General features: G+C 56.9%; 16 protein-coding genes and 1 tRNA gene. 6 read left to right on the forward strand and 11 right to left on the reverse strand.

Going from position 1 to position 22,251, the window contains the following annotated elements; all coding sequences use genetic code 11:
- Nucleotides 1–11: 11 nt before the first annotated feature.
- Both BQ7114_RS04730 and BQ7114_RS04735 read right to left on the reverse strand, forming a co-directional pair.
- Nucleotides 12–1,043: a bifunctional UDP-N-acetylglucosamine diphosphorylase/glucosamine-1-phosphate N-acetyltransferase GlmU gene (locus tag BQ7114_RS04730; protein WP_072342662.1), complete on the reverse strand. Its 1,032-nt coding sequence runs from the start codon at nt 1,041–1,043 to the stop codon at nt 12–14.
- 164 nt (nt 1,044–1,207) lie between these two features.
- Nucleotides 1,208–1,279: transfer RNA gene (locus BQ7114_RS04735), tRNA-Gln, on the reverse strand.
- Between the two features lie 100 nt (nt 1,280–1,379).
- On the opposite strand from BQ7114_RS04735, the gene BQ7114_RS04740 reads away from it, so the two are divergent.
- The 4 genes from BQ7114_RS04740 (at nt 1,380) to BQ7114_RS04755 (ending at nt 5,151) form a co-directional block, all read left to right on the forward strand.
- Entirely contained in the window at nt 1,380–2,003 is a 624-nt protein-coding gene (locus tag BQ7114_RS04740; RefSeq protein WP_072342669.1) for a TetR/AcrR family transcriptional regulator, read from the forward strand.
- Nucleotides 2,004–2,058: 55 nt separating this feature from the next.
- Nucleotides 2,059–2,580: a MarR family winged helix-turn-helix transcriptional regulator gene (locus tag BQ7114_RS04745; RefSeq protein WP_195906715.1), complete on the forward strand. Its 522-nt coding sequence runs from the start codon at nt 2,059–2,061 to the stop codon at nt 2,578–2,580.
- Between the two features lie 97 nt (nt 2,581–2,677).
- The gene (locus BQ7114_RS04750) at nt 2,678–3,490 is read left to right on the forward strand and encodes an ABC transporter ATP-binding protein (protein ID WP_072344808.1); all 813 of its coding nucleotides are present in this window, start codon (nt 2,678–2,680) and stop codon (nt 3,488–3,490) included.
- Between the two features lie 20 nt (nt 3,491–3,510).
- Nucleotides 3,511–5,151, forward strand: a complete 1,641-nt coding sequence (locus BQ7114_RS04755) for a hypothetical protein (protein WP_143236794.1) — start codon at nt 3,511–3,513, stop codon at nt 5,149–5,151.
- Nucleotides 5,152–5,158: 7 nt separating this feature from the next.
- Here BQ7114_RS04755 and BQ7114_RS04760 read toward each other — a convergent pair whose 3' ends face one another.
- From BQ7114_RS04760 to guaA, 7 genes are all read right to left on the reverse strand, one after another.
- Nucleotides 5,159–7,099 carry an ABC-F family ATP-binding cassette domain-containing protein gene (locus tag BQ7114_RS04760; protein ID WP_072342678.1) on the reverse strand — a complete coding sequence of 647 codons (1,941 nt, stop codon included), beginning with the start codon at nt 7,097–7,099 and terminating at the stop codon, nt 5,159–5,161.
- Nucleotides 7,099–8,040 (reverse strand): 4-(cytidine 5'-diphospho)-2-C-methyl-D-erythritol kinase, encoded by a 942-nt coding sequence (ispE, locus tag BQ7114_RS04765; protein ID WP_072342684.1) that lies wholly within the window; start codon nt 8,038–8,040, stop codon nt 7,099–7,101. Before ispE ends, BQ7114_RS04760 begins: the two co-directional genes overlap by 1 nt.
- Complete coding sequence (gene rsmA, locus BQ7114_RS04770) at nt 8,037–8,954, reverse strand: 16S rRNA (adenine(1518)-N(6)/adenine(1519)-N(6))-dimethyltransferase RsmA (protein ID WP_072342688.1); 918 nt, start codon at nt 8,952–8,954, stop codon at nt 8,037–8,039. The genes ispE and rsmA overlap by 4 nt, the downstream gene beginning before the upstream one ends.
- 85 nt (nt 8,955–9,039) lie before the next feature.
- Entirely contained in the window at nt 9,040–10,194 is a 1,155-nt protein-coding gene (locus BQ7114_RS04775; RefSeq protein ID WP_072342691.1) for a resuscitation-promoting factor, read from the reverse strand.
- A 128-nt stretch (nt 10,195–10,322) separates the two neighbouring features.
- A complete protein-coding gene (locus tag BQ7114_RS04780) occupies nt 10,323–11,267 on the reverse strand; it encodes a TatD family hydrolase (RefSeq protein ID WP_072342694.1) in 945 nt (314 codons plus the stop codon).
- Nucleotides 11,260–14,202, reverse strand: a complete 2,943-nt coding sequence (locus tag BQ7114_RS04785) for a YfhO family protein (RefSeq protein ID WP_072342697.1) — start codon at nt 14,200–14,202, stop codon at nt 11,260–11,262. Before BQ7114_RS04785 ends, BQ7114_RS04780 begins: the two co-directional genes overlap by 8 nt.
- 152 nt (nt 14,203–14,354) lie before the next feature.
- Nucleotides 14,355–15,902 carry a glutamine-hydrolyzing GMP synthase gene (gene guaA / locus BQ7114_RS04790; RefSeq protein ID WP_072344811.1) on the reverse strand — a complete coding sequence of 516 codons (1,548 nt, stop codon included), beginning with the start codon at nt 15,900–15,902 and terminating at the stop codon, nt 14,355–14,357.
- An 85-nt stretch (nt 15,903–15,987) separates the two neighbouring features.
- Between guaA and BQ7114_RS04795 the strand changes: the two genes are divergently transcribed.
- Together BQ7114_RS04795 and BQ7114_RS04800 are read left to right on the forward strand one after the other, a co-directional pair.
- A complete protein-coding gene (locus BQ7114_RS04795) occupies nt 15,988–17,298 on the forward strand; it encodes a hypothetical protein (protein WP_072342699.1) in 1,311 nt (436 codons plus the stop codon).
- A 93-nt stretch (nt 17,299–17,391) separates the two neighbouring features.
- The gene (locus tag BQ7114_RS04800) at nt 17,392–18,339 is read left to right on the forward strand and encodes an ROK family glucokinase (protein ID WP_072342701.1); all 948 of its coding nucleotides are present in this window, start codon (nt 17,392–17,394) and stop codon (nt 18,337–18,339) included.
- 71 nt (nt 18,340–18,410) lie between these two features.
- Here the strand turns inward: BQ7114_RS04800 and BQ7114_RS04805 are convergent, their stop codons facing one another.
- Both BQ7114_RS04805 and BQ7114_RS04810 read right to left on the reverse strand, forming a co-directional pair.
- A complete protein-coding gene (locus BQ7114_RS04805; RefSeq protein WP_072342703.1) occupies nt 18,411–20,144 on the reverse strand; it encodes an ABC transporter ATP-binding protein in 1,734 nt (577 codons plus the stop codon).
- A complete protein-coding gene (locus tag BQ7114_RS04810) occupies nt 20,144–22,123 on the reverse strand; it encodes an ABC transporter transmembrane domain-containing protein (protein ID WP_072342704.1) in 1,980 nt (659 codons plus the stop codon). The genes BQ7114_RS04805 and BQ7114_RS04810 overlap by 1 nt, the downstream gene beginning before the upstream one ends.
- Between the last annotated feature and the right edge of the window lie 128 nt (nt 22,124–22,251).

The following is a 22,251-nucleotide window of genomic DNA, read 5'->3' on the forward strand; positions in this document are numbered from 1 at the left end:
TTTGATTTCTCCTAAATGCGGTTTTGCAGCTGTTGGAAGGCGGGTAGAAGGGTACCTGCTTCAACCAACGCGTCGAAGGCGAAGCAGTACGGCATTATGGAGCCCTCACCGACTTCTACATTGCGTAGCGTCGTATGAGGGCCAATTTCAGAATAAGAATCAATAAAAGTGTTGCCTTCGAGGATGCAACCCGGCTCAATCGTCACATCCGGCGCGATTTCCACATCAACATCAATCCACGTTGAGGTTGGATCAACCACGGTTACGCCCCCGCGCATGTGCTCTTCGAGGATCCGCCGGTTCATTTCCGCACGAAGCTCGGATAGTTGAACACGGTCATTACACCCCTGTGCCTGCCACACGTCCTCGAGAATGAAAGCCCCGCACCTGCGTCCACGCTCAATAGCCGCTGAAATGGTGTCGGTCAGATAAACCTCACCCTGGTCGTTATCCGTCCCGAGCGTAGGTAGCACCTCGGCTAGGAAAGCCGCATCAAAGGCGTAGATTCCCGCGTTGATTTCCCGCACAGCTAGTTCGTCTTCCGAGGCGTCGCGGTGCTCCACGATCTTCGTAACCGCACCCTCTTCACGAATGATCCGGCCATAACCCGTAGGGTCATCCACAACTGTTGTTACAACCGTAACCGCATTCTTCGCGCTCTCGTGAGCCTCACCCAGCTCGCGCAGCGTCTGTCCGGTAAGCAGTGGTACGTCAGCGGAAGTAACAAACACGGTTCCCGCGAGTTCATCCACGTGCTTCGCGAGCTCCTCCAACCCACATTGAACGGCGCGGCCCGTACCCGGAATCTCATCCTGATCTGCAATCACGGCCTCCGGCGCGAAATCCTGCACCATCTGCGCCACGCGATCACGCTGGTGACGAATCACCACAACCTGCTTGGCCGCCCCGGATTCTTCTGCCGCAACAATGGCGTGCCCCAGAAGCGGACGCCCACACATGGGATGAAGAACCTTTGGAGTATTAGACTTCATGCGCGTGCCCTGGCCTGCCGCTAGGACGATTACAGCCAACGGGTTACTCACATTCCCATCCTTTTGGTTTTGTAAAACCGCGAGAGTTGCGCCAACACCTCCGATCTTAATAGGAACAGAGGCGTCGAGGCGAAAATTTAGGCAGACTCAACATATTTTGGGACGAAACGTGGGCAGACAATAAAAACTCCCACGCGTTTGCGTGGGAGCAACCGTTCCGCCCCTAGGATTCGAACCCAGACCTCAAGGCACCAAAAGCCTGTGTGCTGCCGTTACACTAGGGCGGAAAGCCACAAATCATTGTGCCATACTTTAAAGCTGAGCACCTAAATGAAACCGGTGCCAGTGACCGAAGTTAAAAATGCCCGCAGGGGCGGAGGAAATAAAGTGGCTGCGAAAAGGACCAGGCTAAGCGCAATCGAACGCCGTGAACAACTCATCGCAACCGGACGTTCCGTTTTTGCCGCCCGCGGTTTTGACGCCACCACGGTAGAAGAAATCGCTAGCAAAGCAGGGGTAACGAAACCCGTTGTGTACGAACACTTCGGAGGCAAGGAAGGCCTCTACGCCGTGATCGTGGACCGAGAAGTGCAGCTCCTTGTCACCACTATCACTAGCTCCCTTAACTCGGCGGAGCACCCGCGCCGCATTGTAGAAAATACCGCTCTTGCCCTCCTGGACTACATTGACGAGCACACCGACGGTTTCCGCGTACTCGTTCGAGACGCACCCCTAAACCGATCCGAAGGCTACTACTCCTCTGTAATCGGCGACGTAGCAAACAAGGTTGAGCACCTTGTTGCCGCCCGCTTCAAGGAAGCCAAACTAAATGCCAAAGCCGCCCCAATTTACGCACAGATGCTGGTTGGCCTCATCGCCCAAGTTGGCCAATGGTGGCTAGAAGAGCGAAGCCCCGACAAGAAAACCGTGGCCTCCCACATCGTTAATCTCACCTGGCTTGGCCTTAGAAACCTGCACCCTGATCCGCAGCTACTTAGCGACGCTGAATAAGAAAACCGTCAAAAGCGACGCAGACAAGACTCTTAATTTCAAGTATCTTTGAAACGTGAGAGAAAACAAACGCATCCCCGTCCCAACTCCGGACGACGAGGTCGACCGCATCGTCAGCTCTTGGCAAAAAGAGAGGCCCGACCTCGACTCCACTCCCATGCTTGTTTTCTCGCGCATCACGCGGCTGGCCCGTCACCTCGACCTCGCGCGGCGAAACGCGTTTCTTTCACACGGCCTCGAACCCTGGGAATTTGATGTTCTATCCTCCCTGCGCCGGTCCGGTAGCCCATACGCGCTTACCCCGGGCGTCCTCATGAACGAACTACTCGTGTCATCTGGAACCATGACCAACCGCATCGACAGGCTAGAAGCAAAAGGACTTGTGGAACGTTCCCCTTCTCCATCGGACCGGCGCGCCGTTCTGGTGTCGCTAACCGTCGAGGGCCGTAAACGCGTGGACTCCGCGCTCAAATCACTACTTGACGACGAACGTAATCTGCTGGTTGGTATCAGCGAAGAAGATGAGCAGAGGCTTTCACTACTGTTGAAACCACTACTACTCGCATTCGACGCTTAACGCTTATGGGGGCGCCACACGCGCCTACCAGTTTTATTACCTAACATTTTCGACTCGATTTGTAACCGGTTAAGAGGAAATCGTGAGCAACGAAAACATGAACACGCAAGCTCCCACGAGCTCTACGCAAAGCATTCACAGCACTCGCTTTGATGGACCGCCCATCGCGATAGACGCGCGTGGGCTAACAAAAGTTTTTGGCAACACCATCGCAGTAGGCAACCTAACGCTGGGAATCCCGCGCGGATCTTTCTTTGGCCTAGTTGGCCCTAACGGGGCAGGCAAAACCACCTTCCTTTCTATGGTTACGGGCATGCTCGTGCCAGACGCTGGAACCGCATACATTTCCGGCGTAGATATTTGGGATAGATCCGCAGAAGCAAAAGCCATGCTCGGCGTTCTGCCCGACGGATACCGCCTGTTCGACCGCCTCTCCGGCGCTGCTCTGGTGGAATACATGGGAATGCTCCGTGGGCTCGACAAGGACACTGCCCGCACTCGGGCAAGCGAGCTGCTCGAAGCGCTCGGCCTCGAAAATACCGGCAAGAAACTTGTAGCCGACTATTCGCAGGGCATGACCAAGAAAGTTGCGCTGGCCTGCGCCCTCGTACACGGCCCGAAGATTGTTGTGCTTGACGAGCCGTTTGAATCGGTAGACCCAATCTCCGCGGCCGGTATTCGCAACCTCTTAACCGAATTCGTAGAAGCTGGAGGCACCGTAGTGCTCTCCTCGCACGTTATGGATACGGTTGAAAAACTGTGCGACCACGTAGCGATTTTGAATCACGGTCAAGTGCTTGCTGCCGGCACCACTGAGCAAGTATCAGCTGGTAAGAGTCTGGACGAGCGCTTCCGCGAGCTCGTAGGTGGGGTGAAGGAAACAGGAGGTCTCGATTGGTTGCGTCGATAATTGGCCTTAAACTTCGCTCTTTGTGGAACAACCTAACCCAAAAATGGTGGAAGTTAGTTCTCGTTATCCTAGCTACGCTCTACTTTGGCGTGTTCCTTGGCTTCATGCTCATCGCGCCCCTACTGATTTTGGACGCCGGCTTAATAACCCCGTTCACCCAAATTGTCCTGCTGGTGGCCAGCGCAAGCACCCTAGCCTGGGCGGGCGCTCCCCTATTCGGTATGGGACTAGATGCCACAACCGCGCCAAAGTCCTTCTCCCCTTATGTTGCACCAACCAGGTGTCTATCTAGAGCGCTGCTTTACGCCTCGGTAGCAGGGCCCGCCGGCCTCATCACACTCCTTGTTTTCGTTACCGGCACTGCGGGACTGTTCAAGGTAGATGAGCCCCTATATGGCGTTCTCTCTATAGTGCTGATGCCGTTTGCTCTGGTCTCCCTTGCTCTAGTGTCACGGTTTATCAGCTTCTGGTTTGCCGCCCGCGTTGAGGCCTCTCAAGGCCGACGCGACCTCATGCAAATGGTTGGCGTAGTCCTGTTTGTGGCAATTATGTGGGGATTTTCCTACTTCATGTCTACCTTTGCAGAAGGCGCAATCAGCTTCGACGTTGGCACTTTGGCAAACATCGCGAAATGGACACCACTGGCGGGAATCGTCTCTATCCCCTACCTTCTAGCAGGCGGTGAGCTTATTCCTGCCCTCGTGCAAGTGGCTTACGGGGTGGCCATCTTTGCGGTACTTGGAGCCGGCTGGCACTCGCTAGTTCGCGGCGAAATGGTGGGGCGCAAACACGAACTCACCAGTGCGGCCAAGCAAGCCGTAGCCACGGGCCAAAGCGTTGTGGATCCTACTTTGGTAACCACTGAGATCAACACTGTTGCCGGCCTGGACCAGCAGTTGAAGTCTCTAAACTTCTGGCTAAAACTGGGCCTCAACCCACCAACTGCGGCCTTAGCCGCACGTAACCTTCACATGTGGGTGCGTGACGCGCGCCTAGCCCCCTCCCTCATCATCATGCTGATGATGCCGATTCTTGGGTTCGGCTTTTCGTTAAGCCCAACGGGCGCATCCACGGGCTGGTTTCTATTCGTATTCACTCCCCTGATCTTCGGTCAGACTGCGGGCATGTTGCTTTCATACGACTCAACCGCCTACTGGATGCACGTCAGCGCGGGTGTAACCGGACGAGCCGACCGCTTCGGGCGCCTCTTCGCATCACTTCCCGCTCTAATCGTGGTATCAGTATTCAACGGCGTTCTGGCATCCATTGCACTACCAATCGGAATGTCCTGGTTGGCGCTGACCATCGCCTCGCTCTCGTTGGGCTTGCTTACTGCAAGCCTCATGTCTGCCATAACTGGATACCGAGCATTTGGCGTGCAACCCCCGGGAACCTCCGCCATGTCTACCAAGGGCACGGCAAACCAAATGGCCACATTTATTGGCGGCTTGGTCGTATTCCTCCTCGGTAGTTTGCTGATGGTCCCAGCAGTTCTCGCATACATCTACCTTGGCCCCATCATCACCGAGGCCGCGGTTTACCTACTGGTATTGGTATGGACGCTAGGAATCAGCTACGTGACACTGCGCATCGGAGCAGGCCTGCTAGAGCGCAACCAGGCCGCTATTTTGCAACAGATCAAGAGTTGGCCCGGCCATTAGGCAGAGACTACTTGGCGCGCTCGGCGGCCTCTGCGGCCTCTAGCCACGCCATTTCTAGCTCATCATGCTCGCTTTGAGCATTTTGAAGCGAGGCCGAAACCTGGGCCATCTGTCCGATCTGCTCGCGTGAAGGCTCCGGGTTAGACGCGAGCTCTTCTAACTGAGCCTCGTATTTCTCTATCTGACTGGCCAAACGATCCATCTGCCGCTCGATTCGGCGCGCTTCCTTTTGGGCTTCGCGAAACAATTGCGCGTCGGAAGTTTGTAGCACGGACGAGGTCTTACGCACGCCGTTTTTGCCCGCTTCTTCGCGGCTGCTTTCCGACCACTGCGATGTGCCTCTTCCGGCCACACCGCCCATGCCGGCCTCGCGCATCTGCAAATACTGCTCCACACCGCCGGGGATGGCACGAAGCTTACCGTCGCCAAACAGGGCCAGTTGGTGAGTGGTAGTGCGCTCCAGCAAATAACGATCGTGAGAAACCACTACCAGCGTGCCGGGGAATGAATCCAGCAGATCTTCCATGGCCGCAAGCGTGTCAGTGTCGAGGTCGTTGGTAGGCTCATCGAGCAAAATCACGTTCGGCTCCGACATGAGCAGGCGGATCAGTTGCAACCTGCGCCTCTCCCCGCCCGAAATGTCAGCAACCGGGGTCCACGCCCTACTGCGCGTAAAACCGACTCGTTCAACCAGCTGGGAGGCAGACACCTCTCTATCGCCAATCATCACTGACTGTGCCACGTCAGCCACGGCCTCAACCACGCGCCTATGCGAGACCGCGTCAAGTTCATGCGTATCTTGTGAAAGGGTGCGCACCTTCACTGTTTTGCCGCGCTTTACCCGACCTGAATCGGGCTCCACCTCGCCACTAAGCAGGCGCAGCAGGGTGGTTTTACCCGCGCCATTCACACCTACAATTCCCACGCGCTCAGCCGGAGCCAGACGGTATGTCACGTCCTCAAAAATTGTCTGCTTCTCGTTGCCCTCGCCAAAAGCTAAAGACACGCCCTCTAGGTCAATCACCTGTTTACCTAGCCGCGCGGTGGCCATTCGCACCAGTTCAACGTCATCACGCGGAGGCGGTTCGTTAACGATCAGTTCTTCCGCGGCCTCAATACGAAAACGAGGCTTCGAAGTGCGCGCGGGCGCGCCGCGACGCAACCAGGCGAGCTCCTTACGAAGCACGTTCTGCCGTTTTTGTTCCGCCAGGGCGCTCTGGCGAGCCCTCTCCGCCCGAGCCAAAATGTAAGCCGCGTAGGAGCCCTCGTACATTTCGATTCGGCCCGGAATCTGCGGGCGCGAACCTCCCGGGTCAATACCTGGAACCACTTCCCACACGTGGGTGCACACCGCGTCCAAGAACCAGCGGTCGTGCGTCACCACGATCAGCGCGCCGCTATTGCGGCCCGAACCATCGCGCGGTCCCATCCGCTGATTCAAGTGTTTGGCCAGCCAAGATACGCCCTCAACGTCCAAATGGTTCGTCGGTTCATCCAGCACGAGGACGTCCGCCGGATGCCCCTGCACAACGCCTGCAGACAAAACTCGCGCCAAGTTCACGCGCCTGCGCTGACCGCCCGAAAGCTCACTCATTTTCGCTTCCAGATCAATATCAGCCAAAAGCCCCTCATGAACATCCCTAATCGCGGGCACAGACGCCCACTCGTGAGCTGCCAGCCCGGGGTGGACCACGCTTTGTACCGTCTGCTCGCTAATGATGTCGCGCTGCGATAAGTGCACAAACCTTACGCCATCGCGCACAATAATCTGGCCGCTATCTACCTCACGTTCGCCCGCGAGCATGGCCAACAGCGTGGTTTTGCCGGCCCCGTTTGGGCCGAGCACACCAATGCGATCTCCATCTGCCACCGAAACCGAAATGTCAGCCAAGATCTTGCGCGAACCACCGATCGCACCAATGCTCTGCGTTCCAAAAAGATGTGCCACTACTCCACCTTTGCCGGCTGTGCGGGGCCGGACACCACCAGCGTGTTCTCCACCTCGCACGCCCCTGCCAGACGCCGCTCAATCTGGCGCGCATGCTCCAAGCTACCTGCCAGCGCCGCTACCGTTGGGCCCGAACCGGACAGTAAAACCGCGAGCGGCCCGGCCTCTTCAATCACCATCCACGCTTGCCCAAGCGCGGGGTGCATACCCAAAGCGGTTTCCTGCAGATCGTTTTCTAATAGACCCACCAGTTGCTCAGCGCCTTCAAGCAGGCGCATGTCGTCTTCACGCAGACTTGTAGGCAACATGTCCCGACCTCTACCCTGCGCGTCAAACTCTTTAAACACAGCCGGAGTTGAAAGCCCCTCCCGCATCGTGCACATCACCCAGTGGTGTGCGGGCGTATCGGGCCGGTCAAGTCGCGTCATGTGGTCGCCGTATCCCAGGCCCAGGCTAATCCCGCCCTCCAAACACGCCGGTACATCTGCGCCAAGCCCACGGGCAATCTCATGCATGCGCTCACGATCGAGGTTTAATCCCAGAAGCTTATCAACCGCTACGAGGGTTGCGGCCGCATCTGCAGAGCCTCCAGCCATTCCGCCTGCTACCGGGATGCGTTTCTCGATTTCTATCTCGAGGACGTGGCCGTCTGGAACCGCTGGAATACCAAGCTTCGCGGCCTCCAGAATCAGCGCTTTTGCTGCTCGGAACGCCAGGTGTTTCACAGGTTCTAAATCCAACAGGTCCGCGCCCAGCGTGTGCACAACGATCGGCATGCCGGTACGAGCAGAGCCATCATGCTGCGGGCGAAAACGAACGGTTGCCCGCTCCCTAATACTCAATGTTTCAAAAATCGAATAAAGCGGATGGTAGCCACGTTGGTCGGGTTTACCTACTAGGAGGACAAGATTCACTTTGCCCGGTGCGCTCGCTGTGATCACGAGGCGCCCTGCTTCAACTCGTTGCGCGCCTTAGCTAAGGCCAAGAATTGGTCAATATCCAATACCTCGCCTCGCGCCAGCGGGTCTATACCCGCATTTTCTATCAGCGCGTCTACGTCCACATCCGCCCACTTGTTCAAGGCGGCGCGAAGGGTTTTGCGGCGTTGAGAGAACGCGGCATCCACAACTTCAAAAAGTTCTTGGCGAGTAACACCAGCCTGTTCGGCGGCCGGCAAAGCATCGGCCTCGTAACGCGAAATTCGTACCAGCGAAGAATCAACATTTGGGATGGGCCAAAAGACGCGCCGGGAAATAGTGCCAGCTAGCTCAGCATCGCCATACCAAGCAACTTTGACGGATGGCACGCCGTAAATTTTTGACCCTGGTTTGGCGCTCAAACGCTGCGCAACCTCAGTTTGTACCATCACCAAAAGCTCACGAATGGAAGGGAAGTTATCCAATACACCTAGGATCAGCGGCACAGCCACGTTGTACGGAAGATTTGCCACGAGGCGGGTGGGAGCCTCCCACTCTTGTGTCTCCCCCTCAATAGACTTCGCCTCATTCAGACGCTCCAAAGTGGTGACTTTAAGAGCATCCGCCTGCAGAACCCGAAGCGGCGCTCCCGGCGCATGCCCTGCTACAGTGGCCGGCAGAGCCGTTGCCAAAACAGGGTCTATCTCAATCGCTGTGACACGCGCACCGGCCTGCAACAAACCCAGAGTCAAAGATCCAAGGCCTGGACCGATCTCTAACACGTGCTCCCCAGCTGTAACACTCGCAGCTTTCACAATCTTGCGAACTGTACCGGCATCGTGAACGAAGTTCTGACCCAGCGTTTTTGTAGGTTGGATGTGAAGGGCGGCGCAGATCTCGCGCACATCCCTTGGCGTCAACAACTTAACTTCGCTCATACAACCATTCTACCGGGCAGATACAGACACAAATTACAAGGGGAAGTGGTAGCTGGGCCACCACTTCCCCTACTAGAGCTTTGATTTATCGCAATCCAAGCATCGACGAGCACGCGGGCCACTGTCCCCAACCAGCGCGCTGCTGGAGGATCTGGGCACGCTTCGTCTGCTCTTCAGCCGAAGCATCCGACGGCAGACCACTTCCACCTACCGCTTGCCATGTAGGTAGCGAGAACTGGTACAGGCCGTAAAAGCCATTACCGGTGTTCGTTCCTGGATTTCCACCAGACTCACACTGAGCCAGTGCGGCCCAAACACCTGCTGGCGCGGAACCCGTACCCGAGCCCTGCTGCGGGGCCGCCGCTACGGCTTCTGCCGGACGTTTCTTGGTGCCATGCTCAACGATCTTGTCGGTAGGCTCTTCACGCTTTTCAGAAACCTTGGTAGAAACAAGGACTTCACTTCCGCGCTTCTGCTCGTACTTTACAGTGGTGATCTTGCCCTTCTGACCTTCTTGCACCACGCGGGATTCACCCTCGTAAAGTTCATCCGTGTCACGCTCAATCGTCTTGAAATCAAGTTCTTGCGTCTCGGTTACGTTGCCGCGCGTTTGGCGCACCACGTTTACCTTCACATCATCGGCACCGGTTTCTAAGAAAACCTGGTCAATAGGCGATGGCGTAACGCTTGCGGCTTCGAGGATCTCAGGCACCGTGGCATCCTCAGGGACCTCAACAGATTTGGCCTTACCGTCAACCACAACGCTTACAGTGCCAGCCTCGTCGAGAACAGCGGGCAGAGCCTCGCGAACACTAGAGCGATTCGCAGCGAGGGCAACATCGCGGCCTGAATCAGCAAACACGCTCATCACGCCCTCAAGCGAATCAGCGGTGGACCAAACCTCAGACCGGCCCTTCTCGTCGTGGATCGTGTAAGGCTTCGCAGACGTGAACGTAATCGTCTGGCCCTTCTGAACCGGAGCAGAAACTGCAGGGGTTACGAGGTCATGCTCGCCAACCTTCACGCCAGCTACCTCCAGTGCGCCGCCAACCGTGCCGCCCCAGACCGTTACGATCGAAGTTGCGCCATCAGCGTTCACCAGGACATCGGTACGCGTCGAAGCAATCGAAACACCAGCCGTCGCAACGAGAGCCAAAGCAGACGCAGCTGCAACCGATTTAATGGTCTTTTTCGATGCGTTCGTTGCCCAACGGGCAGACGCTACATTGTTGAAAGCCAAACTTTTACCTCTTGAGTAGATAACTAACTACCCTCTACCGTAACCAGATCGTTATAGAAATAGGAAGCTAATCCGCCGGCAAATTGTGCAAGCTCACACAGAGTTTGTGCCCTTACTTACAAAGCACTTCAAGCGAAGAAAACATTGCCATATACTGCCTCACTATTCTTTTGGAGCTGCTCAAGAGTGGCTTCTTCGCTACGCTCCCACATCTGCGCGATAAACCGAACTGTGTGCGCCATAACGTATGAGGCATTCGGATGACCGCGATAGGGCACGGGAGTGAGATAAGGAGCATCCGTTTCCACCAAAACCCGATCTGGCGACAGCGACTTGAAGGCCTCGCGTAGCTCATCATTAGCCGCAAATGTTAGTGATCCACCAAACGAGGCATACCAGCCGTTCTTCTCTACGTGGCGGGCCAGCTGCGTTCCACCGGAAAAGCAGTGGAACACGATCGGAGTGTGCCCCTTATCTGCGCCCGTGTCGTAGAGGACGTCCAAGCATTCCTCATGCGCATCCCGGTCATGGATTTGCACTGGTAGTGCGCGCTTGAATCCCATGCGCAAATGAGCGGCAAACGAGTCTTTTGCAGCTGCAAGGCCCGCGTCAGCCGTGCGGAACAAATCGATGCCGGTTTCTCCCACAGCCACAATGGACGGATCATCCAGCCGGCTCTCCACCGCGGCAAGAGCCTCATCTAAAGGCACGTGATGTGCCTTCAGTTCGTGCTCCCAACCGTCGGCGGCCACGTCCAGCACGCCCGCGTGTAGGGGCGCCTCATTGGGGTGGAGCGCAATAGCTGCACGCACCCGCGGGAAGCCGGCTGAGTCACCAAACTTGTGGGCAAGCTCGATGGTGGGATCAAAATCGGTAATCTCACAGCCCACAGTGATCAGGCCGCGAACTCCCACCTCGTACGCACGGTGGAGCTGTTCCTCAAGAGGAAGCTTGACGTCGCCAGCTTTGGGGATTTCCCACTCCCCAATGGGCAGGTGCGTGTGATTATCGAGGACGGGACTGGCTAGAGCCGCAGGGGTCTCGGGCCAGTTCCGAGGCTTTTTTCTACTCATCTTTCATTACACCGTCATGCATTTCATCTGCGTCCAAGGTTTCCTCGTTAAGCTCCCCCGCTTCGGCCGGGGAAGACTCATCCTGGGCCAAAGCAGCATTTACAACCTCACGCTCGTGCTTGCGCTTCAACTGGCGTTGCCTCGTTTTACGCTCGAACACAACCAAACCGATCAATAGCATGAGCGCAAGGGCACTGGTGAGCTGTCCCGCCCGCAATCCGATAGGCGTGAAACTCATGTGCACCTGGTTATCACCCGCCTGTACCGGGATCAGCATGAGCGAATCATCGAAAGGCTCTACCTTTGCATTCTGCCCATTAACTGTAGCTTCCCAACCCGGATCGTAAATATTGCTTACCAGCAAGTAGCCGGCCTGGGGCGCGTTGACACTCATATCCATAGAACGCTGCCCCCGTTCAATCTTCACCGGGTTGGCCTGCGCCTTGGCCACGGCACTTTCATAAACGGAATCGTTCATGACGCCCGCTTCAAAGCTGACCGTGCCAGACTTGTCTTTTTCGGTCTTGAACTCCACCAGACCGGTATCGCCCGCGCGCAACACACCCAAGTCAACCAGGCCATTCTTTTGGGTATTTACCTGCACCTTCTGTTCATTCCCGGTGTAAACCGAAACATTTTGTACCTTCACCGTTCCAGACTTGTAGGCGAGGAAGTAGTGGCCATCCTTTTGCGCCGTAACGCTCACGTTCGCGACAGCCTGCCCGGAAGAAGCCTCAAACTTGACCTGCTGACCGAAAGGCTCGTTAGACTCCTCAGACACCGTGCCCGCGGTAGCTGAGAACTCTGCCTTCACTGTCTCATACAGGCCGGAGGTGCCAAACGCAGCCTCGTACATCCTCGCTTGATTGGTAAGAAAACCCTCGGACTCGGTTTTGAAATCCTTTGCCGTGCTATCAACCAGGAACGCCATGGGCAGGGCGTCCGCGTTCTCGTACACATCGAGGCTGGCCGATTCGAAATAGGTTGGGTAGTCAATCAACTGCCCGCGTTCTTTCTCGCTGGTCATTACGTACTTCACGCCGAAGAAGGTATCGAGCGGTTTAGCCGGATTGTAAGCGTAGGAGTTGATACCGTTAGTGGATAGGCCAACACCCTCCATGAGCTTCAACTGCGCCTGGCTGAACGAAGAACCAAACAGCGTGACACCGTCGTAGCCGTAGAGGAATGCGTCGTTATAAGTCTTGCGATTAGCGAGCTCTGCCCGCGGATACCCGTCATTCTCAGCCTTGATCTTGCCGGCAACCTCGCGCACATCTCGGGGGAAGTCACCCGCGGCATAGCCATCACGGTTGCCAAATACCTGCCCGTCTCGCACATCTTTAATGCCCGCAATCGAAGAAGCCAGTAGCTCCACTGAAACCAGGCCGATCATGGTTGCCACTGCAACTCCTTGCGCGGCAAGCACTCGCGGCGACTTCCCCAGTTTCAAAGTGATTTCTTCTCGCCCCGAAATGACTACAAGAACCGCTACGTACAGCGCACTAACCGCGATTGTTGCGACCATCGAACGCGCTGTCACAGCCTCCTTATCGATGCGATACATGACCAGGGCAAGCAGGCCTATTCCGGATGCGATCTTCGCCAGCGGAAGCGGCTCGGTTTTGAGTGCGCGGAAAGCCTCGGCAGCCATTACAACCAGGAGGAACACGGCGGTGAACGCAAACCTGTGGTTCAACTGGTTCGGGTAGTGCATTCCGTGCCAAAAGAAGTTCAACGAGTTGACCGACAAGCTAAGGGCCATGAAGGTCAAGAGGATTCCGTTCGCGATCTTCCCCCTCGTGGAAATGCTTCGAGCCAGGAAATACGCCGGGATCAGCAACAGAACGAGGGCTCCTGCGTAAATATTCGGAAGGCCCTCGCGCACAGCGGGTGCGGACAGGAACATTTGGCGCCCAAACAGATCAATGGGCGAATACATGAAGTCCACTTTGTCTGGCCACGCATCGCCGTATGCCGACGTGTGTTGTAGCTTCAAATAGACCGGGATTAAAAGCACTGAAGCCAGCGCGGCCCCGAACACGGACGCCCCACCAAACAGGATTGCTTTAGCCACCTGATCACGCCAACGTTTGAACGGAACGTTCTCAACCAGAAGGACCAGGAAGTACAGGGCGATAAACAGGACCGCGAAGAACGCCGCGTAATAATTTACGAAGAGGGTTATGGCCGTGAAAATCACGTACGGCACAAGCCGCTCGTATTTGACGATCAACCACGCTCCGTAAGCGAGGAGAGGCAGCATGATCTGCACGTCCAGCCACATGATGTTCCAAAAGTACGCGAGCGTGAACGAGGACAGCGCGTACCCGAGGGAGAACAAGACAGCAACCCACGGGGTGTGAGCACGGCCTCGACGCAAGAAGAAATAGCTGGTGTAGCCTGCCAAGCCCGTCTTCAAAACGACGTCAAACAGCACAAAGTTAGACAGTTGCGAGGCGGGGAACAGCAAAATGAGCAGGTTTATTGGACTTGCCAAGTAGTAGGCGAAGAGCGAAAGGAAGTCGGCACCCAGGCCGCCTCGCCACGAATACATCAAAGTTTCGAAGTTTGACAGCTTGCGCTGATACTCAGCGAGGAACGGCGCGTACTGGTGGTACAGGTCGATAGTGAGGATGTGCCGGTTGCCGCTCGGCCACACCCCCGATGCCTGGAACGCGATGAAAATGATCAGCGCAGGGATGACGAATGCTGCGACGCCCGGGCGATTCTTTGGAGCAAACCAAGCTTTCGGATTCAACAACGCGTCCTTGAACCTGCGCGTCCTGCTCGGCACTGCCGACTCGGCGGATTCCGGCTGCTCAGAAGCATCTATGGGCTGAATACCCTGCTCAGTCTCCTCCGAATGTGCCACCGGCATGCCCTCAGGTTCTGCGTCCGGGGGCGCTACGTCCTGGAGCGCTGCATCGTCCGGCATAAAAATCTCCTTGCTCATCACTACACTGCGACAACAGTATTTTGACAGACTTGCGCGATATCAGCACCTACCTGCATCAAGGACCGGCTTCCCTATAAGCGTTTGGGGAGGGCCGCTCCATGCACTGCCCTCCCCAAAACTGCTTTAGGAAACTACTCCCACTCGATCGTTGCCGGCGGCTTCGACGTCACGTCAAGCACAACCCGGTTGATTTCGGGGACCTCGCTGGTGATTCGCGTAGAAATGCGGTCCAGCACATCAAATGGCACGCGTGCCCACTCAGCACTCATAGCGTCCTCAGAAATGATCGGACGCAGAACAATCGGGTGACCGTACGTGCGTTGATCGCCCGTGACACCCACAGACTTGACATCAGCAAGCAGAACAACCGGGCACTGCCAAATGACCTCGTCAAGGCCAGCATTCGTCAGTTCCTCGCGCACAATGTAGTCAGCTGCGCGCAGAACATCCAGACGCTCCCGAGTCAGCGCGCCAACCACGCGCACACCCAAGCCGGGGCCGGGGAACGGCTGACGCTTCACCATGGAGGCCGGCACCCCGATCTCGAGGCCAAGCTCGCGAACCTCATCCTTAAAGAGGGCGCGCAACGGCTCAACCAGCTCAAAGTTCAAATCCTCAGGCAGGCCGCCCACGTTGTGGTGCGACTTGATGTTTGCCGACCCCTCGGCTCCGGACTCAACCACATCGGGGTAGATCGTACCCTGGACGAGGAACTTAACTTCCTCCCCATCGCGATCAGCTTCCGCCACGAACTTCTTCTGCGCATCCTCGAACACCCGAATGAACTCGCGGCCAATGATCTTGCGCTTCTGCTCCGGTTCGGTGACGTCCTTCAACGCATTCAAGAAGCGTTCGGACTCATCAATCGTGACCACGCGGATACCCATCGTGGCGGCGTAGTCGCGCTCAACCTGCTCGCGCTCACCCAGACGCAACAGGCCGTGGTCCACGAAGAAACAGGTGAGCTGATCGCCAACAGCCTTGTGTACAAGCGCTGCCGCAACCGAAGAATCGACGCCACCAGACAGTGCACAAATTACGCGCGCAGAACCAACCTGCTCGCGAATCTTCTGAATCTCACTATCGATAATCGAGGCCGCGGACCACTCGCCCTCAATACCGGCAATATCGCGCAAGAAACGCACAATCTGATCCTGACCGTGCTCGGTGCGACGAATCTCCGGGAGCCACTCCACGCCGTAAAGGCCGCGAGCTACATCCTCGGCTGCCGCAATCTGCGACTTATCCGTGCTTGCACTCACGCGAAATCCATCGGGGAGCTCCTCCACGCGGTCAACGTGAGACATCCACACATCCTGGTCGCCATCAGCGCCCAGCAGTTTCGAATCCGAAACCGTCACAGTTGCGCGGGCTCGACCATTTTCAGGAACATCTCCAGGGGCAACCACACCACCCAGGGCATCCACCATCACGTGGAAGCCCGACGAAATAGCAAGAACTGGAACCCCAGAATTAAGAATGTCCGCGTCAAACTTAACGTGCGCGGACGACGGACCACCAGAAAGAATAATCGCAGCAGGATTCTTTTCACTGATCTGCTGCGCACTATAAGTCTGGGGAACAATCTCGGAGTAAACATGGGCCTCACGGACCCGGCGGGCAATCAGTTGCGCGTTCTGCGCACCCAAATCGACCACCAGAACCGGGCGATTCTTCATTTCATTTGCGTTAGTCACAGCCAAATTCTACCGCGCAAATTTTGCCTTCCGCCGCTGCGTCCAAAAATAGGGCAGAATACTAAACATGGCACACAAGAAGTCGGCAACGTCTCTTTCCGAAGTCTTCATCCGCAAATGGGGCACGCGCAAGCTCAAAACCCTTACAAAAACGGAAAAACAAGCCATCGCCGCCATCAATCACGACTTCCTTCAAGCCGCCAACGAGGCCGCGACCGCCGCTCACTGCCCCGACACAGCGTGGTTAATATCTCTTTGGACCAGCCCTCGCGACCTCGGAAAACGAAAAGGTCCAGACCTACCTGACCTTGACCTGGTACTTGCCGCTATCAACATCATTGAAAACGAGTACACCAACCGCACGCGAACACTCCCGCGCCGCAAAATTCGCGAACCACTTGCACGCATGTGGCAAGCCCACGAGGCTCGAAAAACCAATCCAAACTGGGCAAAACTAACCGACAGTAAATCTCGCTGGTACACCACCGAGGACCTGCAACAGTGGTACAACAACGTCGAAGAGGGCGCCAAGAACCTTACCGTTTTGCCCACCCGCACCTACCCGCACGCGTTTGTACAAGCCGTGGCGTGGGTGGAAGCGTGGGACGAGTTCCTTAAACTGCGCGGCCACATCGGCGAGCGCTTCTCACTACGTGAAGAACTAACCCGCCTGCATAACTGGCCCGGAGACCAGTGGAACACCGGAGATGACTACGAATCTGCCCAAAACCGCTTCCATCGCCGGCTCGCCAAAGCCCAAAAGCGCGTTGCCGACCCGCTGCGAGACCAGGTGCTTCGCCGCGCCCTCTACCTGCGTGAAGGTCTGCTCACCGAACCCGTTGATCCTCTCGAATGGTTCCTGGCGTCCGCCTCGTACACGGCTATCAACCCCGGCGTCATGATTCCGTGGACGCAAAAGGACTACAACGCCCTGGGCGATCTAGTTGACAGCTTTGAAAACTTGCGTCTGCGTTCCAAACGCAAGTCGTTCGAGGCGAAAAAGTCGGACCTCAAACTAAAACTCACGTCCATTGACGAAAGCGAACTAGCGTGGGTATCCGGACCGCAACAAATGATTGACCTGGATGAGGACGTCGTGGCCGCCCTCCCACCCGGTTGTGCGGTGAAGCGGCTTATCGTCTCACGCCAGCACCCAATTGGGCCAGATTGGATGGTCTACTGGGTTGAATCTGAAGACGGGGGCGCCAAACCTATCCTCAACCTCGTTGAAACCGCGAAGTTGCGCCCGCCAATCCTTTTCGTCTCAGACGGCACGCCCGCGAACCTCGCCTCGCTGGTATCCGAACACCTTGACATTGCCTTTACCATTCCCACCCACCCGCTAAGCGTGTGGAACAAACCCGACCACCCATTCTGATTAACCTTTATAGCGGCTTGACGTACAGTTTAGGTGCGGACCAAGAGTTTGAACTTTGCGTAATAACCGCTGTGACTAAATAAGGAGTAGCACGTGAGCCTCACGATTGGAGTTGACGTAGGCGGCACCAAGATCGCCGCTGGCCTTGTTAATGAAGAAGGTGAAGTTCTTCGCACCGAAGTTATTCAAACGCCTGCACAAGAAGTTGACGCAACCGCGAGCGCAATCGCCACGCTGGTTGCAAAGCTGCGTGAGGGTGAGGAAGTAAGTGCTGTAGGTATTGGAGCCGCGGGTTTTTGCGACGCTGCGCGCACTTCGGTTGTGTACGCGCCAAACTTGGCGTGGCGCAACGAGCCGCTGGCTTCCAAGATCAAGGAGGCAACCGGGCTTCCCACAGTGGTTGAGAACGACGCAAATGCGGCGGCCTGGGGCGAGTTCCGTTTCGGAGCTGCCCGCGAAGCGAAGAACGCCATTGTTATCACGCTAGGTACTGGCATTGGCGGCGGCATCATCGTTGATGACAGGCTGGTGCGCGGCTATCAGGGCTTTGCCGGCGAGGTTGGCCACATGCAGGTCAAGGCGGGAGGACGCCGCTGTGGCTGCGGTAATCGAGGTTGCTGGGAGCGTTACGGTTCGGGCACGGCTCTCGTGCACGAAGCTCGCGAAATCGCGACGGTTGCACCCGCGTCCGCACTGCGACTGCTGGAAATGGCGGACGGCAATCCGCAGCAGATCACCGGACAGATGGTTACCGCCGCCGCGAAAGAGGGCGACCCGGTTGCACTCGACGTGGTGGAGACCATTGCGGAGTGGGTGGGCCGCGGGCTTGCTGACCTTTGCGCCATCCTCGATCCAGAAATGATCGTGCTAGCCGGCGGCGTGGCCTCTGCCGGAGAGCTGTTGCGCGCGCCCGTCCAAAAGTCTTTTGAGAAGAACCTTACCGCTCGCCTTTACCGCCAGCCCGCCCAGATCACTCTTGCTGAGCTAGGCGTTCCCGCTGGCCTGATCGGCGCCGCCGACCTGGCTCGCCAGTCCGGTTAGCATCAAAGTCGCTCAAATAGAGGTGCGCGGTGAGCCGTCCTTACAGACTCGGTTCACCGCGCCCCCTTTTGCTATTCGTGTTGCCAAGCGCTCCACAAGGATGCGTATTCGCCGCCGCGAGCTACAAGTTCATCGTGCGAGCCGAGCTCCACGATGGCCCCATCTACCATCACCGCTACGCGGTCCGCGTCGTGAGCCGTGTACAGCCGGTGCGCGATAGCAACCACGGTTCTCCCCTCCAACGCCTTCCCAAGGGAACGCTCCAACTGCCTTGCCGCCGTTGGATCCATAAGCGATGTAGCCTCGTCAAGAATCAAGGTGTGCGGATTCATGAGGACGATACGGGCAAGCGCTAACTGCTGGGCCTGCGCTGGGCTGAGCGTCAGAGCGCCCGAGCCGACCTTAGTGTCCAGCCCATCCGGTAGTTCCTGTACCCAGCTGGCCGCCCCCATGCTTTTTAGGACATGCCACATTTGTTCAACAGTGGCGTCCGGTTTTGCGAGCCGAAGGTTGTCCGCAATCGTTCCAACAAACACGTGGTGCTCCTGCGTCACCAAGGCTATGTTCTGGTGCAACTCGTTTTCCGTGAGCTCAACCAGGGGAACTCCCCCAACCGTTACCGATCCGGAGGTCGGTGGGTGAATACCTGCAAGCATCCGGCCGAGCGTGGACTTACCCGCACCTGACGGGCCCACGATTGCGAGGGTCTCCCCCGGCCTCAGCTCTAAATCAACCCCGTGCAAAACGGGATGCCCCGGTCGGTACTCAAAGCTCACCTCGCGCGCACTTACCGCCGTCGAGGTAGGCTGCTTGCCTGACGCGATCCTGTCCGATTCCACCTCGTCTACGCCAAAAATACGGGCCAACGAGGTTGCCGCACTTTGAAGTACATCTACCCAGAACGAAAGTTCACCAAGCGGATGCGAAAGTTGCACTCCGTACAGTGCGATCGTGGTTACCACGCCCAGCGTGGCGTAGCCGTTTGGAATCGCCCATGCTCCGGCCAACGCCACCAACAGCGCCGGGGTTTGCAAGAAGAAAATCACGGCACTTAGCAAGAAAATACGCAGGTAGGCGGTGTAGCGCTCCAGATTCCAAATCTGGGTGATAGCCACGTCCAGGATGTTGTTCCTGACCCGGCGCAAGTTCAGTGCATCAACCGTGGAATGCTGCTCAACCGTCTCCGTGGTGATGCCGGACAGCGCTGCCCACTGCGCGGACTCCGCCTGATATCCCGGCACAGCGCGGCGCAAGTACCAGCGCACTATGAATATGAGAGGAATCAGCGGAACCAATAGCAGTAGCGCCAACATGGGGGCAAGCAAAAACGCGGCTACGTAGGTGACTAGCGCAGTTAGCACGATCATAATAATGCGGTAGATTCCGCGCTGGACCAGGTACTGAATGCGGTCAATATCGTGGGTTGTACGCCCAATAAGGTCTCCCGTACCTGCCGCTTCCACAACGGACAGAGGCATGTGGGTAACCGAACTCACCAGATCCTCACGAAGCTGGGCAAAAACCGCCTGGCCGAACACACGCGAGAAGTACTCGCCCAAATAAGTCAGCAACAACTGCGCCGCCACCAGCGCCCCAATAATGAATAGGTAACGGGTCACTTCCGCGCGAGTAGTTCCCACCACGATCAGATCCAATAGCGTACCGATCAGCCACGGGGTTGCCACCACGATTAGAGACGCCACAACTTGGAATACCAAAACCGCGGCAACCAGCTTGGGGAACCGGCGAATAACCGCCCAAAACCTCGAGATTACCTGCGGTCTAGCAGCAATGGGAAGCTTCATTATTCTCCTCCCTGGGCGCGCTGAACGACCCTCAGATACATAAGGCCGCCCTCCTCTCGCCTCAACGCCCGCTGCAGCAGTTCGTCATGAGATCCGCGAGCGGCCTCCTTGCCGTCCTCGCCAATAAACACAACCTCGTCGCACTGTTCTAAAACCAGCGGGGAGGAGGTTACTAGCACCGTGGTGCGCTGCTGGCGCCGCGAGCGCAACCGGCTGGCAATCCGCGCTTCGGTATGCGAGTCCACCGCGGAGGTAGGCTCGATTGCTATTAGCACCTCCGCGTTTGTTGCGAGGGCACGTGCGAGTGCAACACGCTGGCGTTGACCACCAGAAAGCGTGCGGCCCTTCTCTGCCACTGCTCCGTTCAAAGCTCCAGGAATAGAATCCAGCACATCTTGAGCGTCCGCAGTCCACATAGCATCAAGCAAAGCCTCGTCCATCGCGTGCTCCCCCATCTCAACTTCGGGGCGCTCTTCGCGGATCCGACTATCCAGATACGTCTCAATAATGGTGTTCTGCACCATCAGCGGCTCGCGCATATCCGCCCGATCGGCCAGCAGATTGTCTCGCAAACTTCCCCTAAACAGGTGGTCGTGTGCCGAAGCCAGAACGATGTGCCTGCGTACCTCATCTACCGGGCGATCACGCAAGTCATCCTCGCCAATGAATACCGGGTTCTCATCGTTTACCCGACTAAGCCTTGTGGCCAGTTGCGCAGAAACATCCGGATCAGCAGCAACCAGTGCGGTAATCGCGCCGCCCGTCACCTCCACGCCGCTGATACCGTCGCGCAGAGGCTGCAGATACCGGCTGTCCGCTGGACTAGAACCAGCCTGCTTTTCCGGAGCATTGTCCACGTCCTCGTTAGCATCCGTCCGGTCGTGCACACTCGATTTTAGCTCCTGCACGCGAGCCACCTTGCGCAGTCCCACCCACGCGCGCGTGCCCACCTGCATCGCTCCCACGATTACAAACAGCGGGGTGGTCAAATACCCCGCAAAACCGTAAAAGGCGATCATCTCTCCGGCAGATAGCTGGCCTTCAAGAACCAAGAACGCTGCGATTGCTACCACCACGAGAGCGAATGCGTGCGGCACCCCCTGCGATGCGGCGCTTAACAACGCCTGCGGGCGGGCAGCATGAATCCCTCGACGACGAACCTCTTGCGACAACTCCCTGTAACGCTCGTTAAATACGTCTTCCCCTCCGATTCCACGCAAGACGCGCAGACCGGTCACAACATCCGTGCCTATATTTGTGAGGTCGCCTTGCGCATCACGTTGGGATTGCTGGCGCTGCTCAAGTGGTTTTATTAGCAACGAGAGACCGCCAACCACCACCGGCATTCCGATCAGCACCACCAGCCCCAAGGGGACTGAGACAGAGAACATCAGAGCGGCAATCACGACTGTTGTAATCAGGGACGCAGCCAGATCTGAAATGTAAGCAAAAAGTGCGCCAATATGTGTGGAGTCGGTTGTTATCGTGGCAATAATGTCTCCGGTTGCCATGTCTGTTCTTGTATGCCCGCGCCGGTTTGTCAGGTGATACGAGGACATTCGTGCACTTCCAGCTTGGGCTTGGAACCAAGTTCCGATCTCGAACACCTGGTACAACCCCGAGAACACGGTTGCGATTAGAATCAGCGAGAAGAAAATCACCACGGGGCGAACAAGGTGGCTACCCAAGCCCATATCCAGGCCGGCATCCAAAAGGAGCCCGAGCGCCCAAGCCAACAGAGCTGAAGACACCTGCGACAGGGTTGCCACCAATGTGGCGCCAAGAAGCAACCACCTATTCTTGCGCAAGAGCCCTAGCAAAATCCGCTTGGGAGAAGCCTCCATATCCACAGGATCACCCGATGGCGGACGCAAGAAAGACGGCCACCAGCCAGGCTCTTTTGCCACCGTAGGAAGCTCAATGCCGTTCCTGCCCGCAAGACCCCGGCTTATGGCCTCGTGCTTTTTGTTAAAACTCATGCTACGCACCCGCGTAACGTTACATCACACAGGTGATGTGTTCACCACTTAATTGCGCATTTCAGCCCTTTACGCTCTTTTTGACTCTACTTTCACAGTTGTTTTTAACTACCATTGGAACGAGTCAT

The organism is Actinomyces urinae, assembly GCF_900119695.1.
Classification (GTDB): Bacteria; Actinomycetota; Actinomycetes; order Actinomycetales; family Actinomycetaceae; genus Gleimia; species Gleimia urinae.

What these genes read in the sequence shown, in the direction of transcription:
- BQ7114_RS04795 (WP_072342699.1), top strand. Translation starts at nt 15,988, where the DNA reads ATGGCACACAAGAAGTCGGCAACGTCTCTTTCCGAAGTCTTCATCCGC.
- BQ7114_RS04780 (WP_072342694.1), bottom strand. Translation starts at nt 11,267, where the DNA reads ATGAGTAGAAAAAAGCCTCGGAACTGGCCCGAGACCCCTGCGGCTCTA.
- rsmA (WP_072342688.1), bottom strand. Translation starts at nt 8,954, where the DNA reads ATGAGCGAAGTTAAGTTGTTGACGCCAAGGGATGTGCGCGAGATCTGC.
- BQ7114_RS04810 (WP_072342704.1), bottom strand. Translation starts at nt 22,123, where the DNA reads ATGAGTTTTAACAAAAAGCACGAGGCCATAAGCCGGGGTCTTGCGGGC.
- BQ7114_RS04785 (WP_072342697.1), bottom strand. Translation starts at nt 14,202, where the DNA reads ATGCCGGACGATGCAGCGCTCCAGGACGTAGCGCCCCCGGACGCAGAA.
- guaA (WP_072344811.1), bottom strand. Translation starts at nt 15,902, where the DNA reads ATGAAGAATCGCCCGGTTCTGGTGGTCGATTTGGGTGCGCAGAACGCG.
- BQ7114_RS04750 (WP_072344808.1), top strand. Translation starts at nt 2,678, where the DNA reads ATGAACACGCAAGCTCCCACGAGCTCTACGCAAAGCATTCACAGCACT.
- BQ7114_RS04805 (WP_072342703.1), bottom strand. Translation starts at nt 20,144, where the DNA reads ATGAAGCTTCCCATTGCTGCTAGACCGCAGGTAATCTCGAGGTTTTGG.